The following is a 20,055-nucleotide window of genomic DNA, read 5'->3' on the forward strand; positions in this document are numbered from 1 at the left end:
GCCTAGGTTTCGCTCGATGGCTCACACTTAGGCAAACCAGGGCTCACGCGCTTTCATAATCAGTGCGGCTGCACGAGTCGCATCAACACCTTTAATATCCACCAGCTCATCAATGGATTGTTCTGCCAAATCTTCCATGGTCACTATGCCACGGCGCGCGAGCTCGGCCGCCAGTGCTTCATCCATACCATCCATTGTTAATAAATCTTCTGCTGGTGCTACGCCTTCAATACGCTCTTCTGAAGCTAATGCCTGGGTCAACAAGGCGTCTTTCGCACGCGCGCGCAACTCTTCGGCGATGTCTTCATCAAAACCATCAATCGCCAGCATTTCTTCGAGCGGAACGTAAGCCACCTCCTCAAGCGTGGTGAAACCTTCTTCCACTAATACACCGGCGATATCTTCATCAACATCGAGTGCACTCATAAACATATTGATGTAGCTACCGGATTCCGCTTGTTGCTTGGATTGCCAATCAGCAACACTCATCACGTTAATATTCCAACCCGTCAGCTCACAAGCAAGACGCACATTCTGGCCGCCACGGCCAATTGCCATCGCAAGGTTTTCTTCATTTACGGCAAGATCCATTGACGCGGCATCTTCATCAACCACAATGGATTCAATTTCAGCAGGGGACATAGCGTTGATAACAAATTGCGCCGGGTTATCGTCCCACAACACAATATCAACACGCTCACCCCCCAGTTCATTGGATACCGCTTGTACACGCGAACCGCGCATACCAACGCAAGCACCAACCGGATCAATACGACCATCGTTAGTTTTTACCGCGATTTTTGCACGCAGCCCCGGATCGCGCGCAGCGCCTTTAATTTCAATAATTTCTTCCGCAATTTCCGGCACTTCAATTTTGAATAGTTCTACCAACATCTTTGGATTGGAACGGCTCAACAACAATTGCGGGCCGCGCGCTTCACTGCGCACTTCCAACAATAAGGTACGGATGCGATCGCCCATACGGAAAATTTCGCGACCAATTAATTGATCGCGCGGCAACACACCTTCGGCATTATTGCCAAGGTCAACAATAATGCTGTCACGCGTTACTTTTTTAACCGTACCGCTAATCAATTCACCCATGCGATCGCGGTATTCATCAACCATTTGCGCGCGCTCGGCTTCACGTACTTTTTGTACGATAACCTGTTTGGCAGTTTGCGCAGCGATACGGCCAAAATCCGCATTTTCAATTTTTTCGCGATAAACATCGCCCACTTTTAACGATGAGTCTTTCTCGCGTGCTTCATCCAGATACAGTTGAGTACCCAATTCAGCCATAACATCATCGGCAACGACATCCCAACTACGCCAGGTTTCGTAATCGCCGTTAATACGATTAATTTTTACTTCAACAGCAGAGTCTTCATCGAAGCGTTTTTTGGTGGCGGTAGCGAGTGCAGTTTCAATCGCTTGGAAAATTAATTCTTTATCAACGCCTTTTTCATTAGATACCGCATCAGCGACCAGCAAAATTTCTTTGTTCATTGGTTTGCCTCTGTTAACTCCTCTAGCCGGCGTTGAAAATCAACACACCGGGTTAGTAATTTTCCATTGCGATACTGCGGGTCTGCGAATTTAATTTTCGCTCACTACAGCGTGTGATTTAAAAACTAGTTTTTTTCGTTGTGCAAATTATGTTGCCGCAAGATTTCATCGTAACGCGGTTCAACATTTGCCTTATCGATTACATCGATAGGCAATTGGATTTCCTGATTATCAACCTGCACAAAGACTTCACCGTTTTCTACCTTGGTGATAACACCTTTAAAGCGACGGCGGCCATCGCGCGCAATGCGTAGACGCGCGCTAATGGTTTCCCCGATAAAGCGCGCATAATGAGATTCTTTATAGAGAGGACGATCCAATCCGGGGGACGACACCTCAAGGGTGTATTCTCCGTCAATAGGATCTTCCACATCGAAGACCGCGCTCACCTGGCGACTCACCCGCTCGCAATCTTCCAATGACGCACCATCAGGCCCATCAATATAAATGCGCACGGTGGTGTAACGCCCCTGGGTTAAATACTCCAGCCCCCAGAGTTCGCACCCCAGGGACGTCGCCACTGGCTCAACCAGTTGCTCCAGAATTTCTTGCTTGGAAGCCATGCTTTATCCGGGACCTTAATCAATAAAAACGGCTGCAGCCTCGTAATTCTTACAAAATCAGAGACCTAAAAAACAAAAATGGGCACAAGGCCCATTTAAACGAATACTACATTCACCACACAGGCCTGCGTGGCGTGGGCCGAAACCCTGAACAGCGAATACAAAAAAGCCCCATAAAGGGGCTTCTCGACCTGAACCCGCATCGTATTAATGCAGGTTCACCACAGCTGTCTGGCGAGAACCGGGAATTCCCTTTATCTCTACCTGCTCTTGCCACATTAAAAATGCACAAGAGGCAAAGAATTTTGGTTGCGGGGGCTGGATTTGAACCAACGACCTTCGGGTTATGAGCCCGACGAGCTACCAAGCTGCTCCACCCCGCGACTGAAACTCAAACTTGCTAACTGCTCAAGTGAGGTCGCGCATTATAGGGAGGCAATACACACTGGTCAAGCATAAATTTCCCTGAATCATCAAATAGATAATTCCACTTACACAGGAAGCATATTATTGAGCTCTTATGACAAAACCATTAAACGGTTTTATTCAGGAAACTGCCAACTGCGTTATTGTCAGCAAACACGCCAATCTCAATCAGGCGACGATTGATATCAATATTACGTTTCGTGGATTCATTAAATAATTCTGCACGAGCCTGACGCTGATCCAGCAAACGCTGCTCACTTTCAAATTGTTCCTGTTCGCGCAACAACTGCTCTTCCTGCTCGCGAATTTCTTCTTCGCGTTGCTGGCGCGCCTCTTCTGCGCTCACAGTAAAAGCAACACTTTCATTGTCTGCGCTTGCCCGGGTATCTTCACCACGAATCGCAGCGTCTCGCTCTTCCGCTTCAGCAGCCTCTTTGGCGCGCAATTCTGCTCGCGCATCAATCTCCATTGCTGCTGCCTGGGCAGCCACGCGACCATCTTGTGAAGAAGGCTCTGCCGGTGCATTAGCTGCACGCCGCAGTAATTGTGCTTTGCGGAGGGTTGCTTCAGGGTCTCCCGGAATCGGGCTGGTATCCACATCAACAGATCCGCCAACGGCATAACTCACCCCGTCAGGGCCACGCACAAAGCTATAAGTAGGGCTGCTACCGTACTGACCGGCCGCCGCCGCATGCGCTTGCTCGTGGGACCGCACTTCACGGTCCCGCGCAGCGAGCTCTTGAATTTGTTCTTGCTCTAACTTTAATTCCTCTTCAGTGCGACCACCGTTAGCCCGGCGCTCTTGCGTCAATGTCGCTTGCCGATCCTGCTCAACCTCATCATTCGGGCGCTCATCCGGCAAGCGACGATTTTGGGAGCGCACCGAATCAGCCAACTGTTCAGTCGGCTTGAATGTGGAAGATTTGAGTTCGGTGCTTTCCTGACCCACAGCTGACCGCCCCATCGGCGCGTAAGGCGCGATGGTGTTGGCATAGTTGGAGGGAATGGCGTTAATCACTCAAATCACCTCGACAAAGGCTAAGCCTTGATATCAAGCAAAGTACCGATAGTTTCATCCGCCGATTTCACTACCCGCGCCGAACTATCGAATACCTGGCTTTGCGCACGGAGATTCACCAATGACTCCGCCAAATCCTGGGATTGGGACGAAGCCTGCGGAGAATCCGCTCGCTGGGTAGTGCCTGCCTGGGCAATCTGCTGGGCAGACTGCGCCATCGAAACCTGGCTTTTTTGCATGCCAATCAAGCCTTGGTTAACAACTGAACCTACATCCATTATGTCACCCCCTTTTCATATTCAATGGGCAAACCGGAGAGGGAATCATCAAACGCACGAGCAGAATAAACAATTCCCCAATACTGATAACAGTTTACGCCGTCAAAAGCACAAAAAACAGGCGAACTTGCCGCCTGGGGCCGGATTTCTAAGACAAGTTAGATTTAAAAAAGGAAAACATATAACCGGAGGATTATTGCGAAGCGGGTATGCGCCCCTGGGAAATCTGATAGTCTGAAATTGCCCTTGCCTGCTCAAAAACACTTTGTGCCGTTAGTTGCAAGCGGCTACGAACCGGCAATCCAGCAGCTTGCAAGGCGCGACTACTCCAGGTATTGCAATTGCTAAACAGGCCATATTCACCTTCCGCCAGGTAAAAATGCCCAACCCCTTCGCCGTAAGCTGGCAATGGGATCAATTGCCCTTTGTCATCGCGCACAAAAGAATTATCTATATAGCGAATGAGCTGCCGCAAACCTTTGTCCGTAATCGCTATTGGCACACGGGTTTCAGCGGGAATTTCATTGAAAGGCGCCTGCGTATAGGTAAGCACTTGCAATGCCGAATATCGGGAAATAAACAATGCCCTGGTTGCTGTACCAAAGCTTTTGCTTTTACCGGTAAAGTAATCGCCGTCGCCCCAGCCAATACGAACAAATTGCTGGCCGGCTGCTTCATGTCCTATGACCTTACTGTGTGAGCGCACCATATTCGCAGGCAATAAAATACTGGTATGCCACTCCCGGTAAATAAAATAAATTTGTTGCGATGTATTCGCTGTGGGAATTTTTGTTTTATCCGGCAAGGACGAGCAGCCAGCCAATGCCGCAAAAAATATACAACCCGCCAATCGCAACCAACCGATGATCATGATTGCAAAAGTGCCCTGACAAACACCTGCTCATCAATCATTGCCGCGACTTGCTCTGGATCCGGTAAATCCAGCCTGGGCACAACACCCATGCATGGCGCAGGAATACGTGCTGCAAGGCTTTCAATATTTTCTTGCAGCACCGGCATATCAGCATCCACACAATTCGCAACCCATCCCGCCAGTTGCAAACCGTCATTGCGAATTGCCTCTGCAGTTAATAATGCATGATTGATGCATCCCAAACGCACCCCCACAACCAATAACACTGGCAACTGCAAAATCATTGCAAGATCCGCCATGGTTTCGCGCGGATTTAACGGTACTCGCCAACCACCCGCACCTTCGATTAATGTGAACTCCGCTTGTTGCAAACTTCCGCGGCAAAAACCGGCGATACGATCCGCCGAGAGCACACGCTTTTCCTGCGCGGCGGCGATATGTGGCGCAATTGCAGATTGCAATGCAATAGGATTAATTTGCTCATACGCAAGGGATTCAGTCATCACTGACTGCAAAAGCAGAGCATCATCATTGCGTAAGCCTGCACACGTTTTTTCGCAACCAGCGGCAACCGGCTTTAACGCAGCAGTGCGCACTCCCTGTTTTTTTGCTACCAATAACAGCCCGGCAGCTACCAGGGTTTTGCCAACATTGGTATCCGTGCCGGTTACAAAAAATTGTTTTCTGCTCATAGCAATCACTTACACCCGTTTATCGTTTGTGCACTGACAAATAAAATACTTCATAGGTAGCAGGCAAGCCGCGCTCTTCCCGATATTGCTCATAGGCATTTTTAAATGCAGCGATGCGACTGCGCCCGGTCAACCCTTCCGGCTTTCCGGAGTTGATATTGTGTGCACCCAAGGCTTTCAATTCGCGCGTCAGCTCCGTCAACCGATCAAAATAAATAACACGTTGCTCAACCGCAAAATGATCAATTGCCAGATTGGCGGCAACTGCCGCAAAACGCAAACTGTCTTGCGGCTGGAATTGATTCACATGTACATAGTTATCTGCTTGCTGCCAGGCTGATTTTAATTCGTGCAACGTGTTTGGCCCAAGTGTCGCAACCACTAATTGTCCACCCGGTTTTAACACTCGTGCAAGCTCTCGCAACAATTGTAATAAATTGGAACACCACTGGATTACCAGGCTGGAAAAAATCAAATCAACACTTTGATCGGCAAGCGGCAGTGATTCTGCATCTCCACACAACCACTTAATTTGATGGGCGTGTGTTTGCTGTTGAGAAAAATGCAACATCCCCTCAGCAATATCCAGCCCGATTATGGAGGCAGAATCAAATCGCGCCGCCAGCTGCCGCGAGAAAAATCCCGTGCCCGAGCCCAAATCTATTACCGTCGCACCGGATTCAAGCTGCACCGGAGCATATTGTAATAAATGCTTGCCCACATCGCGTTGCAATTGCGCAACCGTATCGTAAGTGAATGCTGCACGCCCAAAAGACTGCGCTACTTTTTTCTTATCCAACCCTGCCGGTGCAATTATTTGAGCATTCAAAAAACCGGAAATATTTTCGATTACCGCGGCTGGCTGGCTCCAATGCACTGCATGGGCAGCTTGCGCGATGATTACGACCTTATGTGCAGGATTAATTTTTTTCAATTCAGCCGCAGTGGTAACTGGCACCAGCGCATCTTGTTCTGCGAGCAAATGTAAACATGGTTGCATTAATTGAGCGAGCGACTGACGATTATCCAGTTCAGCCAACAATTCCAGCACTTGAAGCCATTGCGGAGAAAACCCGACAGGGGCTTGCTGGCGCAAAGACTTTAATAACTGGCGCCCATTAGTATCGCCTTGCACCAGCAAACCGGAAAATAATTTCAACGTTGCTTGCGGCTCCTGCGCAAACGACTGGTTAAATTCGCGATTTACAGCAACAGGCATTGCGCTCGGATAATCATCACTAACAACAAATTTTGCATTGGCGGCGAGTGTAATTAACGCGCGAACTTTTTGCGGGTATTTATTCGCTAATTGAACCCCCAGCATGCCCCCTAGTGACCAACCTGCAATTACCGAATTGTCAGGAATTCTTGCGACGAGATTTTCCAACAATGCAGCTAACGAGAAATCATTGAGCGCAGGTGACTCACCAAAGCCCGGCAAATCCAGCGCAGTTACATGCGCGATTTTTTCCAACGCCGGCAAAACAGGCTGCCAAGTGCGGCTATCGCAACCCCAACCATGAAGCAGTATCAGGTTAACCATTGATTTTGAATTACTCATTGGACAACTCACCCATTACATCGCTCATTGCTTCAAGAAGTTGATCGACTTGCGCAATGCTATGTTGCGCAGAAAAAGTTATGCGCAAACGCGAACTGCCAACAGGTACTGTGGGAGGACGTATCGCGATAATTAAAATTCCCCGCGCTGCCAACTTATCGGCAATCGCCAATGTTTTAGTTTCGCTACCAATAACGATGGGCTGGATTGGCGAAAAAGATTCCATCAATTGCAAACCCAATTGCCGCGCCCCCTGGCGAAAATGGGTAATCAGTTTCTGCAAATGCTCGCGGCGCCAGTGCTCCGCCTGGATTAATCGCAAACTCGCACGCGTTGCTGCTGCCACAGCAGGCGGCATTGCGGTGGTATAAATGTAAGGTCGAGCGAACTGGATCAGGGTTTCAATTAATGTTTCGCTACCGGCGATAAATGCACCAAAACTTCCGGCAGCTTTTCCAAGTGTTCCCATCAGGATCGGCAATTGTGTTTGCGTTAAACCGAAGTGTTCTGCACTACCTGCACCGGTTGTTCCCAGACAACCAAAACCGTGGGCATCATCCACCATTAACCAGGCATTATTTTTTTGCGCAAGTTCAGCAAGCTGCGGTAAAGGCGCGCAATCGCCATCCATACTGAACACACCATCCACCACAATCAATTTGCGCGCGGCTTCAGTTTTTTCCAACCGCGTTTGCAGGTTGGTTAAATCGTTGTGCAAAAAACGCTGGAAGCGCGCACCGCTCAACAAACCGGCATCCAGCAAACTGGCATGATTAAGACGGTCCTCAAACACGGCATCTCCCTGCCCAACCAACGCAGTAATTGCGCCCATGTTGGCCATATAACCGGTAGAAAATAATAAGGCCCGCTCACGCCCGGTAAACGCGGCTAATTCTTCTTCCAATGCGTGATGCTCACGGGAATGTCCCGCCACCAAATGGGATGCGCCGCTGCCAACCCCCAGTTTTTTTGCAGCCTCCATGAGTGCGGCAATTACGTCCGGATGATTGGCAAGGCCGAGATAGTCGTTACTGCAGAATGCGAGATATTTTTTTCCATCCACGATTACTTCCGGTGCTTGCGGTGATTGCAAAGTTTTCCGGGTGCGATACAAATGTGCTGCCCGGCGCTCGGCTAATTGTGGTGCGAGGATTTGATCAAGATGAGATGACATGGGAGAAAATTTATAGGGCGGCATCGTAACCAATACCGCCACATGAATAATTCACAACAATTTATTTTGCTGCGTTATAGAACATTGAATCCAGTTGTGCTTCCTGCAATTTGTTCACGATCATCGCCTCTTGCTCGCCCTCATCTTCATGCACTTCATAAGCTTCGGGTTTAATGCCGAGTTTGTTGAACAATTGCATATCTTTGTTGGCTTCAGGGTTTGGTGTCGTCAACAATTTTTCGCCGTAGAAAATAGAATTAGCACCAGCGAGAAACGCCATCGCCTGGGTTTGCTCATTCATTTGCTCACGTCCAGCCGATAAGCGCACATGGGACTTAGGCATCAATATGCGGGCCACAGCGATAGTACGAATAAAATCGAAAGGGTCGAGATCCGCCTGGTCAGCCAAAGGCGTTCCGCCTACCTTAACCAGCATATTGATAGGTACCGATTCCGGATGCTCAGGCATGTTGGCCAATTGCTGCAATAAACCGGCGCGATCATTTTCTTCTTCGCCCATTCCCACAATACCGCCACAGCACACTTTCATGCCGGCCTTACGCACATTCGCGAGGGTTTGCAGGCGGTCCTGATAGGTGCGGGTCGTGATGATTTCGCCGTAATACTCAGGCGAAGTGTCCAGGTTATGGTTGTAGTAATCGAGGCCGGCATCCGCCAAATCCTGTGCCTGTTGCTCATCGAGCATCCCCAGGGTCATACAGGTTTCCATCCCCAGCGCTTTTACACCTTTCACCATATGGGTGACATAAGGCATATCTTTGCCTTTGGGTGAACGCCATGCAGCCCCCATGCAAAAACGGGTGGCGCCCGATGCTTTGGCAGCACGCGCTTCTTCGATTACTTTTTCCACCGCCATTAGCTTTTCGCGCTCAAGGCCAGTGTCGTAACGGGCCGATTGCGGGCAATACGCGCAATCTTCCGGGCAAGCGCCGGTTTTGATTGAACACAAGGTACTGACTTGTACTTCATTGGGATTGAAATAAGCACGATGTACAGATTGGGCCTGGAACATCAGGTCGCTAAATGGCAGTGCGAAGAGCGCGGTAATTTCAGCGCGGGTCCAATCGTGGCGCACTTCATTCAAAAGCATTGGGGCAGGGGCAAAACTGGCATTCATAACAAATCCCTGAAGAAAGTGGGGAAATTATGGGGTTAGCCGCATCTTACCCCAGAGGATAAAGTTGTCAACTTTTTGAAGCCAGGAAAGTTGACAACTGAACTTTGACAATTCTTTCCCAAAGCTCAACAATCCCCCCAAAGCCGACCAACAAACAAGGATCCGTTATGTTTAAAGCGCTACTCAACCAGATATTGCCCAATTATTGCTTGCTTTGCGGCACCACCAGCGGCGCCAATCTGCTCTGCGCTGACTGCCGCCCCTCGCTCCCCCATTTAGAACAACATCCACATCGATGCGGTTGCTGCGCCCTTCCACTAACAATGCCAGCACCGCTATGCGGCCATTGCCTGGAGCACAAACCGGCATTTGCGCAGAGTTACATTGCGTTCAGTTACGAGCATCCGCTGGATTACCTGATCCATCAGTTTAAATATCGACGGCAATTAACCGGTGGCAAGTTATTGGGTGAAATGTTGGTAGAACACTGCCGCCAGGTCGCGCGGCCAGATTTTTTAGTGCCTGCCCCGATCCATTGGCGCAAGCGCTGGCAGCGCGGATTTAATCACACTGAGTTGCTGGCTCGCCTGCTGGGAAAATCGCTGCGCCTGCCCGTGGTTAATGCATTACGCCAGACACGTTACCACACATCCCAGAAAGACCTGGGGAGGCTGCAACGGCAGAAAAACCTGCGCGCGTCGCTGGCAATTAACTCGCATTATTTATCGCAAATTCGCGGTGCCCATATTGCCCTGGTTGACGATGTAGTCACCACTACCGCCACAGTGCGCGCGTTAAGTGAACTATTAATAAAAGCGGGCGCCCAACAGGTGGATATTTGGGCCCTGGCACGCACACCCGACCATTGAAGCCTCAAGCCGGCACCCCTGAGCGTTTTGCTACAAACATTAGCAATTCCGCCTACCTAAGCCTCGCAATTGCCGCTAATATCCATGCACAGCTTTTATTAACCAGCCGCAAGGACTTTCATGAAATTTCGCTCTCTTTTGCTGCCCCTGGCGATCAGTTTTTCCCTTGGCAGCAATGCGCAGGCGCTCAAACCCCAACAGGGAAAAACCGAGCAACCCCCTGCGCCCGTTCAAGCCCCTTCGTCTACAGCACAACAGCTTTATGCCAATGCCCAGCAAGATTTGTTGCAACTGCGTGTACTGACTAAAAGCGGCAACAGCCAAAGCTCGGTCGGGTCCGGTTTTTTGATTGGCACATCTAACCTGGTGGTGACTAATTACCATGTGGTTTCCCAGATTGCATTGGAGCCGGATATTTATTTCGGTGAGTACAAAGACACCAAGGGCAAAAGTGGTGCTATCGAGTTGCTCGCGGTGGATGTGCTTCATGATTTGGCGGTAGTGCGTGTGAATATAAACGGCACCGGTTTTTTTAATGTGCCATTTACCGCTGGCGATCAACCACAACCGGCATTAGCCCCCCTGCAACAAGGGCAACATTTATATTCATTGGGTAATCCGCTGGACCTGGGTTTTACCATTTCCGAAGGGACCTACAATGGTGAAAGCCATCGCGGTTTTTCCGCACAATTAATGTTTACCGGTCCGGTTAACCCCGGTATGAGCGGTGGACCTAATGTGACTGCCAGTGGCCATCTCGCCGGGGTTAATGTTGCCCACAGGCGCGATGGTGAATTAGTCAGCTTTTTAGTGCCGGCAATGTATGTTCAGCAATTGCTCGCCAAAGTCAGCCCGGACATGAAGCCGCCAAAAGATTTCAATCCCACCATTGGTGAGCAGTTATTGCAGCATCAAACGGTCATGGTCGACAAACTGTTGGAAAAGCCGTTTAGCATTAAACAGCTCGGGCCTTACCAGGTGCCCGTGCGCGAATCAGAACAGGTTCGCTGCTGGGGCAATACGGATAATAGCGAGAAAAAAGCCTATTCCATCGACAGCATTAATTGCTCAATGGAATCGGCGATTTTTGTTTCCGGCGAATTGCAAACCGGCCATTTGAGCATGCATCACAAATTTGCACAGAATAAAAAATTAAACACTATGCAGTTTGCAAAGCTCGCCACTAATTTATACAACGGCCAAGTATACAGCACCGCAAAAAGTGAAACTATTACACCGGCCTACTGCACAGAGGATTTTATCGCGCATAAAAATATTTCACTGCGCGCACTGGTGTGTACCGAGGCTTATCACAAATTTAAAGAGCTCTACGATTTCACCCTGATTACCGCCAGCACCGACGATAGCGAAAAGAGTTTGCAAAGCATGATTAATATTCAAGGCGTCTCTTACGCTAATGGAGTAAAACTGATTACCGAATTTTTGCAGGGCATTGATCGCACAGCGGTTAACGATACATCGCCTAAAGACGTTCCAACTTCATTACCAACCAGTTCAGCCAACCCAACGGAGGCCGCACAATGAGCCTGCCTGTTTTTGTTGAGCTCCTGACGCCGGATGGCGAAGTTATTCATCGCAATAAATTCATCCAACTGCCTATTCGTATTGGCCGCGCATACGACAACGATATTATTCTGGATGATCCGCACACAGCGGCGCACCATGCACAAATCGAATTGAACCAGTTGGATGAGCTGGTAATCAATGATTTGGGTAGCCGCAATGGCATTGCACAAGATAACCAGCGCAATGATTTTTTTGTGGTTAATGGTGATGCGGTTTATCGCCTCGGCCATACCCGGCTGCGAGTGCGTACGGCTGCCTATGCAGTTGCAGACGAAGTATCTGATTCCACCAATCATGGCTGGGAAGGTTGGCGTCCCGCGCTGCTAGGTGGCGTATTATTGGTGACGATTGGCTTATTAAGTACCTGGCTGAGCGATTTGCAGCAAGGCACGCTTAGTAAATATTTATTGGAGCTGGTCAGCGTTATTGGTTTCGCGATTGGCTGGGCCGGTGTGTGGGCATTGTTTAGCCGATTGTTTAATGGCCACGCTCGCTTTGGTCGCCATTTGTTAATTGTCAGTAGCGGTTTAACCGTGCTGGAGCTGTGGGAGTTTTTCAGCGGTGCTATTGCCTATGCGTTTAGCCTGGAGTCACTCGCCACCTTTACATCGCCTCCCGTTGTAGTGATTTGCGCATTCGTGTTGTATTTCCATTTACTCACCACGGGCAATAAACGCCCGCAACGATTGAAATATTATCTGGCTGGTTTGGCGATTCTGGGTATTGGCATCACCATGGCGAAACAATACCAGGCCAGTAATCATCTCGCAGATGAGCTCTACCTCAGCAATCTCTATCCGCCAGCGTTACGTATTAGCAGCGATAAATCGCTTGAAAGCTTTACTACAAATATCAATGCACTCAAAACCAAAGTGGACGATGAGCGCAAGGAAAACCCGGAAAAAGGTGCCGACAAAAATGTCATCGAGAAAATCATTGATGATAGTGAAGAGGAAGATGCAGCAACAAGCACTGAATCCTCATCATCAAGCTCGGCTATACCGGCAGTGCCATCGACATAATCCGGCGTCTCCAATTAATCCAAGCGCCGGTTCCATCAAACCGGCCATACGATTGGACAGCGCAGGGGCGCCCGCCTAGAATGGCGCCCCTTTTTGTTCACCCTCACTCCAGCAGGTAATCCCATGGGCAATAAAACCGCTCTTTACGCCACCCATCAAGCCATGGGCGGCAAACTCGTGGACTTTGGTGGCTGGGACATGCCATTGCATTACGGCTCGCAAATCGAAGAGCACCACAAGGTGCGCCAGCATGCCGGCATGTTTGATGTATCACACATGACCGTCGTGGATGTGACCGGTAAAGATGCAAAAGCCTATCTCCAATACCTGCTCGCCAATGACGTCGCCAAGCTGGATTCAGTATTTGGCAAAGCCCTGTACAGCGGTATGCTCAATCCCGAAGGCGGCGTTATTGATGACCTGATTGTTTACAACCTGGGTGACTGGTATCGCGTTGTGGTGAATTGCAGCACCCGCGAGAAAGATCTGGCCTGGATGAATAAAATCGCAGCTAACTACACTGTGACTCTCACAGAGCGAGCAGAACTCGCCATGATTGCGGTGCAAGGTCCACAAGCAATCGCCATTACCAAATCCCTGGTTGGTAGCGATAAGGCGGGGATTATCGACCAATTGAAAATATTCCAGGGGCTGCCCGCAGGCGACTGGTTTATTGGCCGCACTGGTTACACCGGCGAAGATGGCCTGGAAATTATGTTGCCTAATGAGCAAGCTGCCGGGCTCTGGAATGCACTCGCCAATGCAGGCGTGGCACCAAGTGGCCTGGGTGCTCGCGATACCTTGCGCCTGGAAGCAGGCATGAATTTGTATGGGCATGAGATGAATGAATCCGTCTCGCCACTGGTTGCCAATATGGGCTGGACCATCGCCTGGCAACCAGCGGAGCGTGACTTTATTGGTCGCGCTGCGCTGGAAAAACAAAAAGCCGAAGGCCAACTCCACAAGCTGGTTGGGCTGGTATTGCGTGAACGCGGGGTACTACGCGCAGAACAAATTGTCAGCGTTGAAGGCAGCGATGAAAAAGGCGTTATCACCAGTGGGACATTTTCCCCCAGCTTGGGCTATTCTATTGCCTTAGCGCGCGTTCCCGTTGCTATCGGCAGCCATTGCCAGGTGGAAATGCGCGGCAAGCAAATTATCGTTGATGTTGTCGCTCCCAATTTTGTGCGCAATGGTAAGGCCCTGATTTAATAAAACCCGATATAGAGCAACATTGAAAACTTGATGCGTTTTTATTAAGAACATTCGTTAAAAATTTTTACAGGAAAAAGATCATGAGCGATATTCGCAAAGAACTGAAATATTTAAGCAGCCACGAATGGGCCCGTGTCGAAGAAGATGGCACTGTCACCATCGGTATCACAGACCATGCTCAAGACGCGCTGGGCGATGTTGTGTATGTTGAAACCCCGGAAGTTGGCTCACGCGTGGCAGTGGGTGAAGAAGCTGGCGTAGTGGAATCCGTTAAAGCCGCATCTGATATTTACACACTGGTATCCGGCGAAGTTATCGCCGTTAATGAAGCTCTGCAAGATGCACCGGAAACGGTAAACAGCTCACCCTACGACGACGGCTGGTTCTTTCGCGTGAAGCCGGATGATTTGTCTGAGCTGGATGAGGCACTGGATGCAGAAGACTATCGCGATTTATTAGAAAGCGAAGAATAATTTCCATCACTTTTTTATTTTGATAACAACAAAATATAAAAGTGTAAAAAAAACGCGGCAATTGCCGCGTTTTTTATTGCTCATTCTTATCCAGATCACATCGCTGTTTTAATTTCTGACTGAATAGTTTTAATGTCACGCGGCCACGGACCTGCATCGCGTTGCGCTGAAGGTAATGTTTTAATTGCCTGCCGCGCTTGCGCAGAATTAGCAAAGCGACCGGTAATCACTACAAACCAATCCTTCCCGGCGCGCTTGCTCTTAAACATCAGCAATTCACTTTTGTTGGGTTGCGATGCAATGAAATCGAGCGCCGCTTTTTGATTACTGACGCCGACCAACTGAATTGTATATTCAGTGGGCTTCCATCCCAGAATATTACGCTCCTGCGCGCTACCACTTTGCTGTGTTGGTTTGCTCGCAGGTTTTGGGGGCGCAACCGGTTCCGGTTTTATAGTAGTGGCCGCCGCTTGGGTGCTCGCTACCGGCGTAGCCGTTTGCGCAGGAGCCCGCTCAGGTTTTGCAGTATTTACTACTGCCGATTCACTGGATGGTTGGCTCACCTGTTTTGGCGGTGCAGTCGGTAATTGCGCTAATGGAACAACTTGTTCTTTTGCAATTTCACTTGCAGTGGTCTCTACCGTCGCAACATTGGCTGCTCCTGATTGCGCAATAGCGGGGGTAGCCACAGGCTCTGAAGCTGTCGTACCGGTTGGTGCTGGTTCAGGTTGTATTGGCGCAGTTTGTGGCTGCACTTGCTGATTCGGCTGCTGAGGTTGCGGCAAACTTTGCATCAACGGTTGCACCGGGGTTTGCGTCGACGTTAATTCAGTTGCGCTGGCCGCAGTGGAATTAGCAACGGATGCTGCCGGTGCAGAAACAGGATTCACTGCAACAGGTGGCGCAGATTCGGGTTCATCATCCTCCATATACAAGAAGGCAACCCCCACCACCGCAATCAATAAAGATATCGCGACAATATGAACCACAGGCAGGGCTCTTTTGCTTATGGTTCTGGCGGGTGTTACTGATTCCAGTAAATGCTCCTCAGCAAGGCCGTGCAATACATTTAATTGCCCTTGCGCCTGATGCCACCAGGAATCCACTTTGGATTCAGAAAAAATTTCAGGCCCAAGGTAATCAGCCATTTCCATTCGAAAATTTAAATAATCAACGGTTTCAAGCAATGTGAATGCTTGCAGATAAAAATCATTGCACAATAAATTTTCCGGGCTTAATCGTTCCAGGCGCCGCATTAATGACGGCTCACCAAATAATGCCAGGTGTAAACGATTTTGCTGTGGGAAATTATTAAGTAGCGATGTAAGAACAGAGATCGATTGGTCATCAAGAAGGTGGGCGTTGTCTAGCACCACTACCGCTAAACCATCGTCTTCCGACACAGCTTCTTCAGCAATAAATGCTTCCAATGCACTGAGTAACGTTTCCGTCGAAGGAATATCACCAGTATGAATACCGAACGCTTGATTAATTGAAAGCAGTATTTGCTCAAGCGAATGAGAGTTGCGCACCGCAATAAAACAGATCTGATCCTGGTCTGACAATGAATCCATAAATGCATGGGCAACACGTGTTTTACCTACACCACTCTCACCCAGCACCACCAAAACACTATTACTGAATTGACACAAATGGAGCAGTTGATCCAGTAACTGGCGACGCCCGGCGCCGGTAAATAATGGAAAGGAATAATCGTGCGCAAAAGGATCTTCAGACAGCCCATAACGCTGACGATAATCGGCAAGCAATTGATCTTCTTTTTGCTCATCCAATTCATCAAATAAATAACCTTGTTGTGAATCCTGATCCAGAATTCGGTTATCCGGCTGGGCGCGCAGTGGTGATTCGTCCGTCATTATCTCAATCTCTTACAAGCAGATTAATCGGCTTTACAAGCATCAAATGTTTGCTGCAATAAATTAGCATCTATGTCACTGGTGATAATGGCTTTTCCCATGGATTCCAAAAGTACGAGCCGCAAGCGGCCATCCAATACTTTTTTATCAACACCCATTAAGGATTTGAATGTATCCGGGGACATATCTGCCGGCGCTTTAGTGGGTAAATTGGCATGCTCAAGCAAATTAACAATGCGAATTAAATCTTGTTCACTAATAGCACCGCGACGCCAGGACAAATCTGCCGCCATTACCATACCTGCAGCAACTGCTTCACCATGTAACCAATTACCATAACCCTGGGCAGTTTCAATAGCGTGGCCGAAGGTATGACCAAGGTTTAATATTGCGCGCAAGCCACCTTCCCGCTCATCCTGTGCAACAACATTTGCTTTATTTTCACAAGAACGTTTTACAGCGTATGCCAATGCCTCTTTATCACCCGACATCAGCGCAGCAATATTATTTTCCAGCCAGACAAAAAAATCGTAATCGGAAATCAAACCGTATTTAATAATTTCAGCAATACCCGCTGACAATTCACGCGGCGGTAAACTGGCCAACAATGAAATATCAGCCAACACACACTGCGGCTGATAAAAAGCGCCAACCATGTTTTTACCCAGCGGATGATTAACCCCGGTTTTACCACCGACAGAAGAATCCACCATCGACAACAACGTGGTAGGAATCTGGATAAAATCGACACCGCGTTGATAACACGCCGCTGCAAAACCTGTCATGTCACCAACAACACCACCACCTAATGCAATTAATGTTGTAGTGCGGTTATGGCGCGCGCTGAGCAATTTATCAAAAATCGTTGCCCAAACCTCAAGCGTTTTATAACTCTCACCGTCAGGTAAAATCACCGCATCAACTTGAAGACCAGCTAAACGCCGTGTCAGCTCATCCAGGTATAGAGGCGCGATGGTTTCGTTAGTAACAATGCACACCTGTTTACCCGTTATATGGCGAGTAATCAGGTCAGGATGGGTTAAGAGTTGCTCACCGATATAGATTGGATAACTACGATCATCCAGATTAACGGTTAAAACCTGCATAGCGAGAAACCTTTTGGAGACAGGAAATCAGCGGGCACTTTATCACAAAGTGCACCGGGATTTTAGAAAAGAGGAACAAGAGTGAAGTACTTATGCCAATGAACTAAAGGATTAATCAGGTATTAAGAACCAAAGATGCAATTTCCTGGGCAACGGTTTTGGGTGAGCGCCGATCAGTATTAACAATGAAATCAGCTGCATTCTGGTAGAGAGGATCGCGCAATGCTAACAAATCAATAATTTTCTGGCGCGGATTCTCGACTTGTAATAACGGGCGCTTTTTATCGCGAGCAGTACGCTCAACCAACTGATCAATTGATGCCGTCAGATAACAGACAAAACCAGCGGACTTCATCAGTAAACGATTTTGCTCTCGCAAAACAATTCCACCACCAGTAGCTACGACCGTATCATGGTCTGTAGCCAGCTCCTGCAATACTGCAGTTTCACGCTCACGAAACCCCTCTTCCCCTTCCATATCAAATATCCAGGGAATATCAGCACCCGTGCGCTCTTCTATCACCCGATCACTATCGCGGAAATTAAAACCTAATTCGCTAGCCAATAAACGGCCTATGGTAGATTTGCCGGCCCCCATGGGGCCGACAAGAAAGATAAGGGACTTACGCATTAGTTTGACAAATTTTCCGATATCAGCTTGGGAGTTACAAAAATCAGCAATTCAGTTTTGAATTGATTATCAATGGTTTTCTTGAACAGACGCCCTAAATAAGGAATGTCGCCTAATACAGGAACCTTATTCTCCGTTTTATTACCTTCAACAGAGAACACACCACCAAGCACTACGGTTTGAGCATTGTTAACCAATACCTTTGTTTGCAAGCGGGTAATATCCAAAGTGGGTCTACCGGATACTTCTACGCTGGCAACCGAATCTTTCCATACATTTAAATCCATTATGATTCGGTTATCAGGGGTTATTTGTGGAGTTACTTCCAGTTTTAATACAGCTTCTCTAAAACCGGTAGTAGTACCACCGCTAGGCGCTGTTTCCAGGAAGCCAATCTCTTTACCTGACTTGATAATGGCCAGTTGCTTATCGCTGGTAATTACCTTGGGTTGAGAAACGATTTCTGCAAAGCCGGAGTTTTCAAGAGCACTCAATTCCAAATCCAAATACGTATTATCGGTTAGCACACCGATAGCTGCACTTGCATAAGGATTAGTAACAGCCAGATTAACAGCATCAGCTTCATTCATATCAAATGATTTTCCATCTGCCGAATCAGATACAAACCAATCGCGCGGGCTTGTGCCACCCGTATCATCCAAACCTTCGCGGGATCCAGCAAAATCAATAATACGGTTTTTATTTTCGTTATAGCCAATCCCCCCCCAACGCACGCCTAACTCACGCTGGAAATCGGTATTCGCAATAACTATGCGAGCCTCAATCATCACTTGACGTATAGGGATATCGATTTGATCAACCAAACGCTTGAATGCTTCTATACGCTCAGCGGTATCGGTAATAATGATAGAGTTAGTACGTTCATCGACTACACCCTGTCCACGTTCGGAAAGAACGCTACCTGTCGCACGATTACCACCCTGACCACTACCACCTCTTGATCCACCCCCGTTATTATCCCCACGGAAGAGCTCAAACATTTCCTTCGCGTTAGCATAACGGACACGAATGTATTCAGTGCGCAAAGGTGCCAGTTCTTCAAGTTGCTTCTTGGTGGTAATTTCCTGACGCTCACGCTCTGCAATTTCTGCAGCAGGAGCAACCATCAACACATTTCCAACCTGACGTTTATCCAGCCCCTTATTTTTCAGGACCATTTCAAGAGCCTGATCCCAGGGTACATTTTGCAAACGTAAGGTGATACGCCCTTGTACAGTATCGCTAGCCACCAGATTCAACTCGGTAAAATCAGCAATGATCTGCAATACCGCACGCACCTCAATATCCTGGAAATCCAGAGAGAGCTTTTCACCGGTATATTCAAAATCCTTTTTCTTTTCTTGTTTCTCTTGCTCAGTTAAAGGCTTGATACTAACTACATATTCATTGTCAGTTTGATAAGCCAGGTAATCAAAATCACCACCCGCACTAATATTCAGTACAGAAGATTCCCCCTCTTGCGTAGAGGCAACCAAAGAGACCGGCGTTGCAAAATCCACTACATCCAGGCGACGACGCAATTCTGGCGGCAGCCATACATCCTTAAATGAAAGCCTCACGCCAGCGCCTGTACCAACCATATCAGCACTGACTTTGGGATTAGATAAAGTCACAATAATACGACCCTCTCCAACAGCTCCTCTCCTGAAGTCAATATTAGTGATACGAGTCTGATTACCGAGGGCATCTTTTTCTTTTAATGATCCGGTTGTCGCCACATCAACAGACGGACGAGCAACCTGGGCCTTCTCCCCGCCTTTCACTGCACCAACCTCAACGACAAAATTATTCCCATCGACGCGAGTAGTGTAAGAGGCCAAATCATTAAGATTCAAAATCAAGCGGGTGCGGCCTTCACTGGTAAGCACCATCGCACTTTGACCATTATCAACTGCCAATGGAAAACGGCGCTCTTTCAAACCACTAACAACGTCGGGAAAGTCAAAAACGATACGAGCAGG

Annotated in this window: 18 protein-coding genes and 1 tRNA gene; 5 read left to right on the forward strand and 14 right to left on the reverse strand. The window is 48.5% G+C overall.

Going from position 1 to position 20,055, the window contains the following annotated elements; genetic code table 11:
• Window positions 1-27: 27 nt before the first annotated feature.
• The 10 genes from nusA to bioB all read right to left on the reverse strand — a co-directional run bounded on the left by nusA (window position 28) and on the right by bioB (window position 9,293).
• Entirely contained in the window at window positions 28-1,509 is a 1,482-nt protein-coding gene (gene nusA, locus A596_RS12935) for a transcription termination factor NusA (protein WP_039915293.1), read from the reverse strand.
• A gap of 125 nt (window positions 1,510-1,634) precedes the next feature.
• Window positions 1,635-2,132: a ribosome maturation factor RimP gene (gene rimP, locus A596_RS12940; RefSeq protein WP_039915294.1), complete on the reverse strand. Its 498-nt coding sequence runs from the start codon at window positions 2,130-2,132 to the stop codon at window positions 1,635-1,637.
• Between the two features lie 306 nt (window positions 2,133-2,438).
• A tRNA-Met gene (locus A596_RS12945) sits at window positions 2,439-2,515 on the reverse strand.
• 149 nt (window positions 2,516-2,664) lie between these two features.
• Window positions 2,665-3,576 (reverse strand): putative metalloprotease CJM1_0395 family protein, encoded by a 912-nt coding sequence (locus A596_RS12950; protein ID WP_039915296.1) that lies wholly within the window; start codon window positions 3,574-3,576, stop codon window positions 2,665-2,667.
• A gap of 20 nt (window positions 3,577-3,596) precedes the next feature.
• Window positions 3,597-3,854 (reverse strand): hypothetical protein, encoded by a 258-nt coding sequence (locus tag A596_RS12955; RefSeq protein ID WP_039915298.1) that lies wholly within the window; start codon window positions 3,852-3,854, stop codon window positions 3,597-3,599.
• A gap of 193 nt (window positions 3,855-4,047) precedes the next feature.
• On the reverse strand, window positions 4,048-4,725 hold the full coding sequence (locus A596_RS12960; RefSeq protein WP_235425717.1) for a DUF2459 domain-containing protein: 678 nt from the start codon (window positions 4,723-4,725) through the stop codon (window positions 4,048-4,050).
• Window positions 4,722-5,420, reverse strand: coding sequence for a dethiobiotin synthase (bioD, locus tag A596_RS12965; protein WP_039915300.1), 699 nt, complete (start codon window positions 5,418-5,420; stop codon window positions 4,722-4,724). Before bioD ends, A596_RS12960 begins: the two co-directional genes overlap by 4 nt.
• A 19-nt stretch (window positions 5,421-5,439) precedes the next feature.
• Window positions 5,440-6,981, reverse strand: coding sequence for a malonyl-ACP O-methyltransferase BioC (bioC, locus tag A596_RS12970; protein WP_235425718.1), 1,542 nt, complete (start codon window positions 6,979-6,981; stop codon window positions 5,440-5,442).
• Window positions 6,974-8,155 carry an 8-amino-7-oxononanoate synthase gene (bioF, locus tag A596_RS12975; RefSeq protein ID WP_039915665.1) on the reverse strand — a complete coding sequence of 394 codons (1,182 nt, stop codon included), beginning with the start codon at window positions 8,153-8,155 and terminating at the stop codon, window positions 6,974-6,976. Before bioF ends, bioC begins: the two co-directional genes overlap by 8 nt.
• A gap of 61 nt (window positions 8,156-8,216) precedes the next feature.
• Window positions 8,217-9,293 (reverse strand): biotin synthase BioB, encoded by a 1,077-nt coding sequence (bioB, locus tag A596_RS12980; RefSeq protein ID WP_084128295.1) that lies wholly within the window; start codon window positions 9,291-9,293, stop codon window positions 8,217-8,219.
• A gap of 167 nt (window positions 9,294-9,460) precedes the next feature.
• Here bioB and A596_RS12985 point away from each other — a divergent pair, with 167 nt between their 5' ends.
• From A596_RS12985 to gcvH, 5 genes are all read left to right on the forward strand, one after another.
• Window positions 9,461-10,162: a ComF family protein gene (locus A596_RS12985; RefSeq protein WP_235425719.1), complete on the forward strand. Its 702-nt coding sequence runs from the start codon at window positions 9,461-9,463 to the stop codon at window positions 10,160-10,162.
• A gap of 120 nt (window positions 10,163-10,282) precedes the next feature.
• Complete coding sequence (locus A596_RS12990) at window positions 10,283-11,707, forward strand: S1 family peptidase (RefSeq protein WP_084128297.1); 1,425 nt, start codon at window positions 10,283-10,285, stop codon at window positions 11,705-11,707.
• On the forward strand, window positions 11,704-12,771 hold the full coding sequence (locus tag A596_RS12995) for an FHA domain-containing protein (RefSeq protein WP_039915302.1): 1,068 nt from the start codon (window positions 11,704-11,706) through the stop codon (window positions 12,769-12,771). The genes A596_RS12990 and A596_RS12995 overlap by 4 nt, the downstream gene beginning before the upstream one ends.
• 123 nt (window positions 12,772-12,894) lie before the next feature.
• Entirely contained in the window at window positions 12,895-13,983 is a 1,089-nt protein-coding gene (gene gcvT / locus A596_RS13000; protein WP_039915304.1) for a glycine cleavage system aminomethyltransferase GcvT, read from the forward strand.
• A gap of 83 nt (window positions 13,984-14,066) precedes the next feature.
• A complete protein-coding gene (gene gcvH / locus A596_RS13005; protein WP_039915306.1) occupies window positions 14,067-14,459 on the forward strand; it encodes a glycine cleavage system protein GcvH in 393 nt (130 codons plus the stop codon).
• 95 nt (window positions 14,460-14,554) lie between these two features.
• Here gcvH and A596_RS13010 read toward each other — a convergent pair whose 3' ends face one another.
• The 4 genes from A596_RS13010 to A596_RS13025 all read right to left on the reverse strand — a co-directional run.
• On the reverse strand, window positions 14,555-16,336 hold the full coding sequence (locus A596_RS13010; protein WP_235425720.1) for an AAA family ATPase: 1,782 nt from the start codon (window positions 16,334-16,336) through the stop codon (window positions 14,555-14,557).
• A 23-nt stretch (window positions 16,337-16,359) separates the two neighbouring features.
• Complete coding sequence (gene aroB / locus A596_RS13015; RefSeq protein ID WP_039915309.1) at window positions 16,360-17,442, reverse strand: 3-dehydroquinate synthase; 1,083 nt, start codon at window positions 17,440-17,442, stop codon at window positions 16,360-16,362.
• Window positions 17,443-17,557: 115 nt separating this feature from the next.
• Complete coding sequence (gene aroK / locus A596_RS13020) at window positions 17,558-18,073, reverse strand: shikimate kinase AroK (RefSeq protein WP_039915311.1); 516 nt, start codon at window positions 18,071-18,073, stop codon at window positions 17,558-17,560.
• The coding region (locus A596_RS13025; RefSeq protein ID WP_039915313.1) for a type IV pilus secretin PilQ at window positions 18,073-20,055 on the reverse strand (1,983 nt) is incomplete at its 5' end. The genes A596_RS13025 and aroK, both read right to left, overlap by 1 nt.

Source organism: Cellvibrio mixtus subsp. mixtus J3-8, assembly GCF_000766945.1.
GTDB classification, from domain to species: Bacteria; Pseudomonadota; Gammaproteobacteria; order Pseudomonadales; family Cellvibrionaceae; genus Cellvibrio; species Cellvibrio mixtus_A.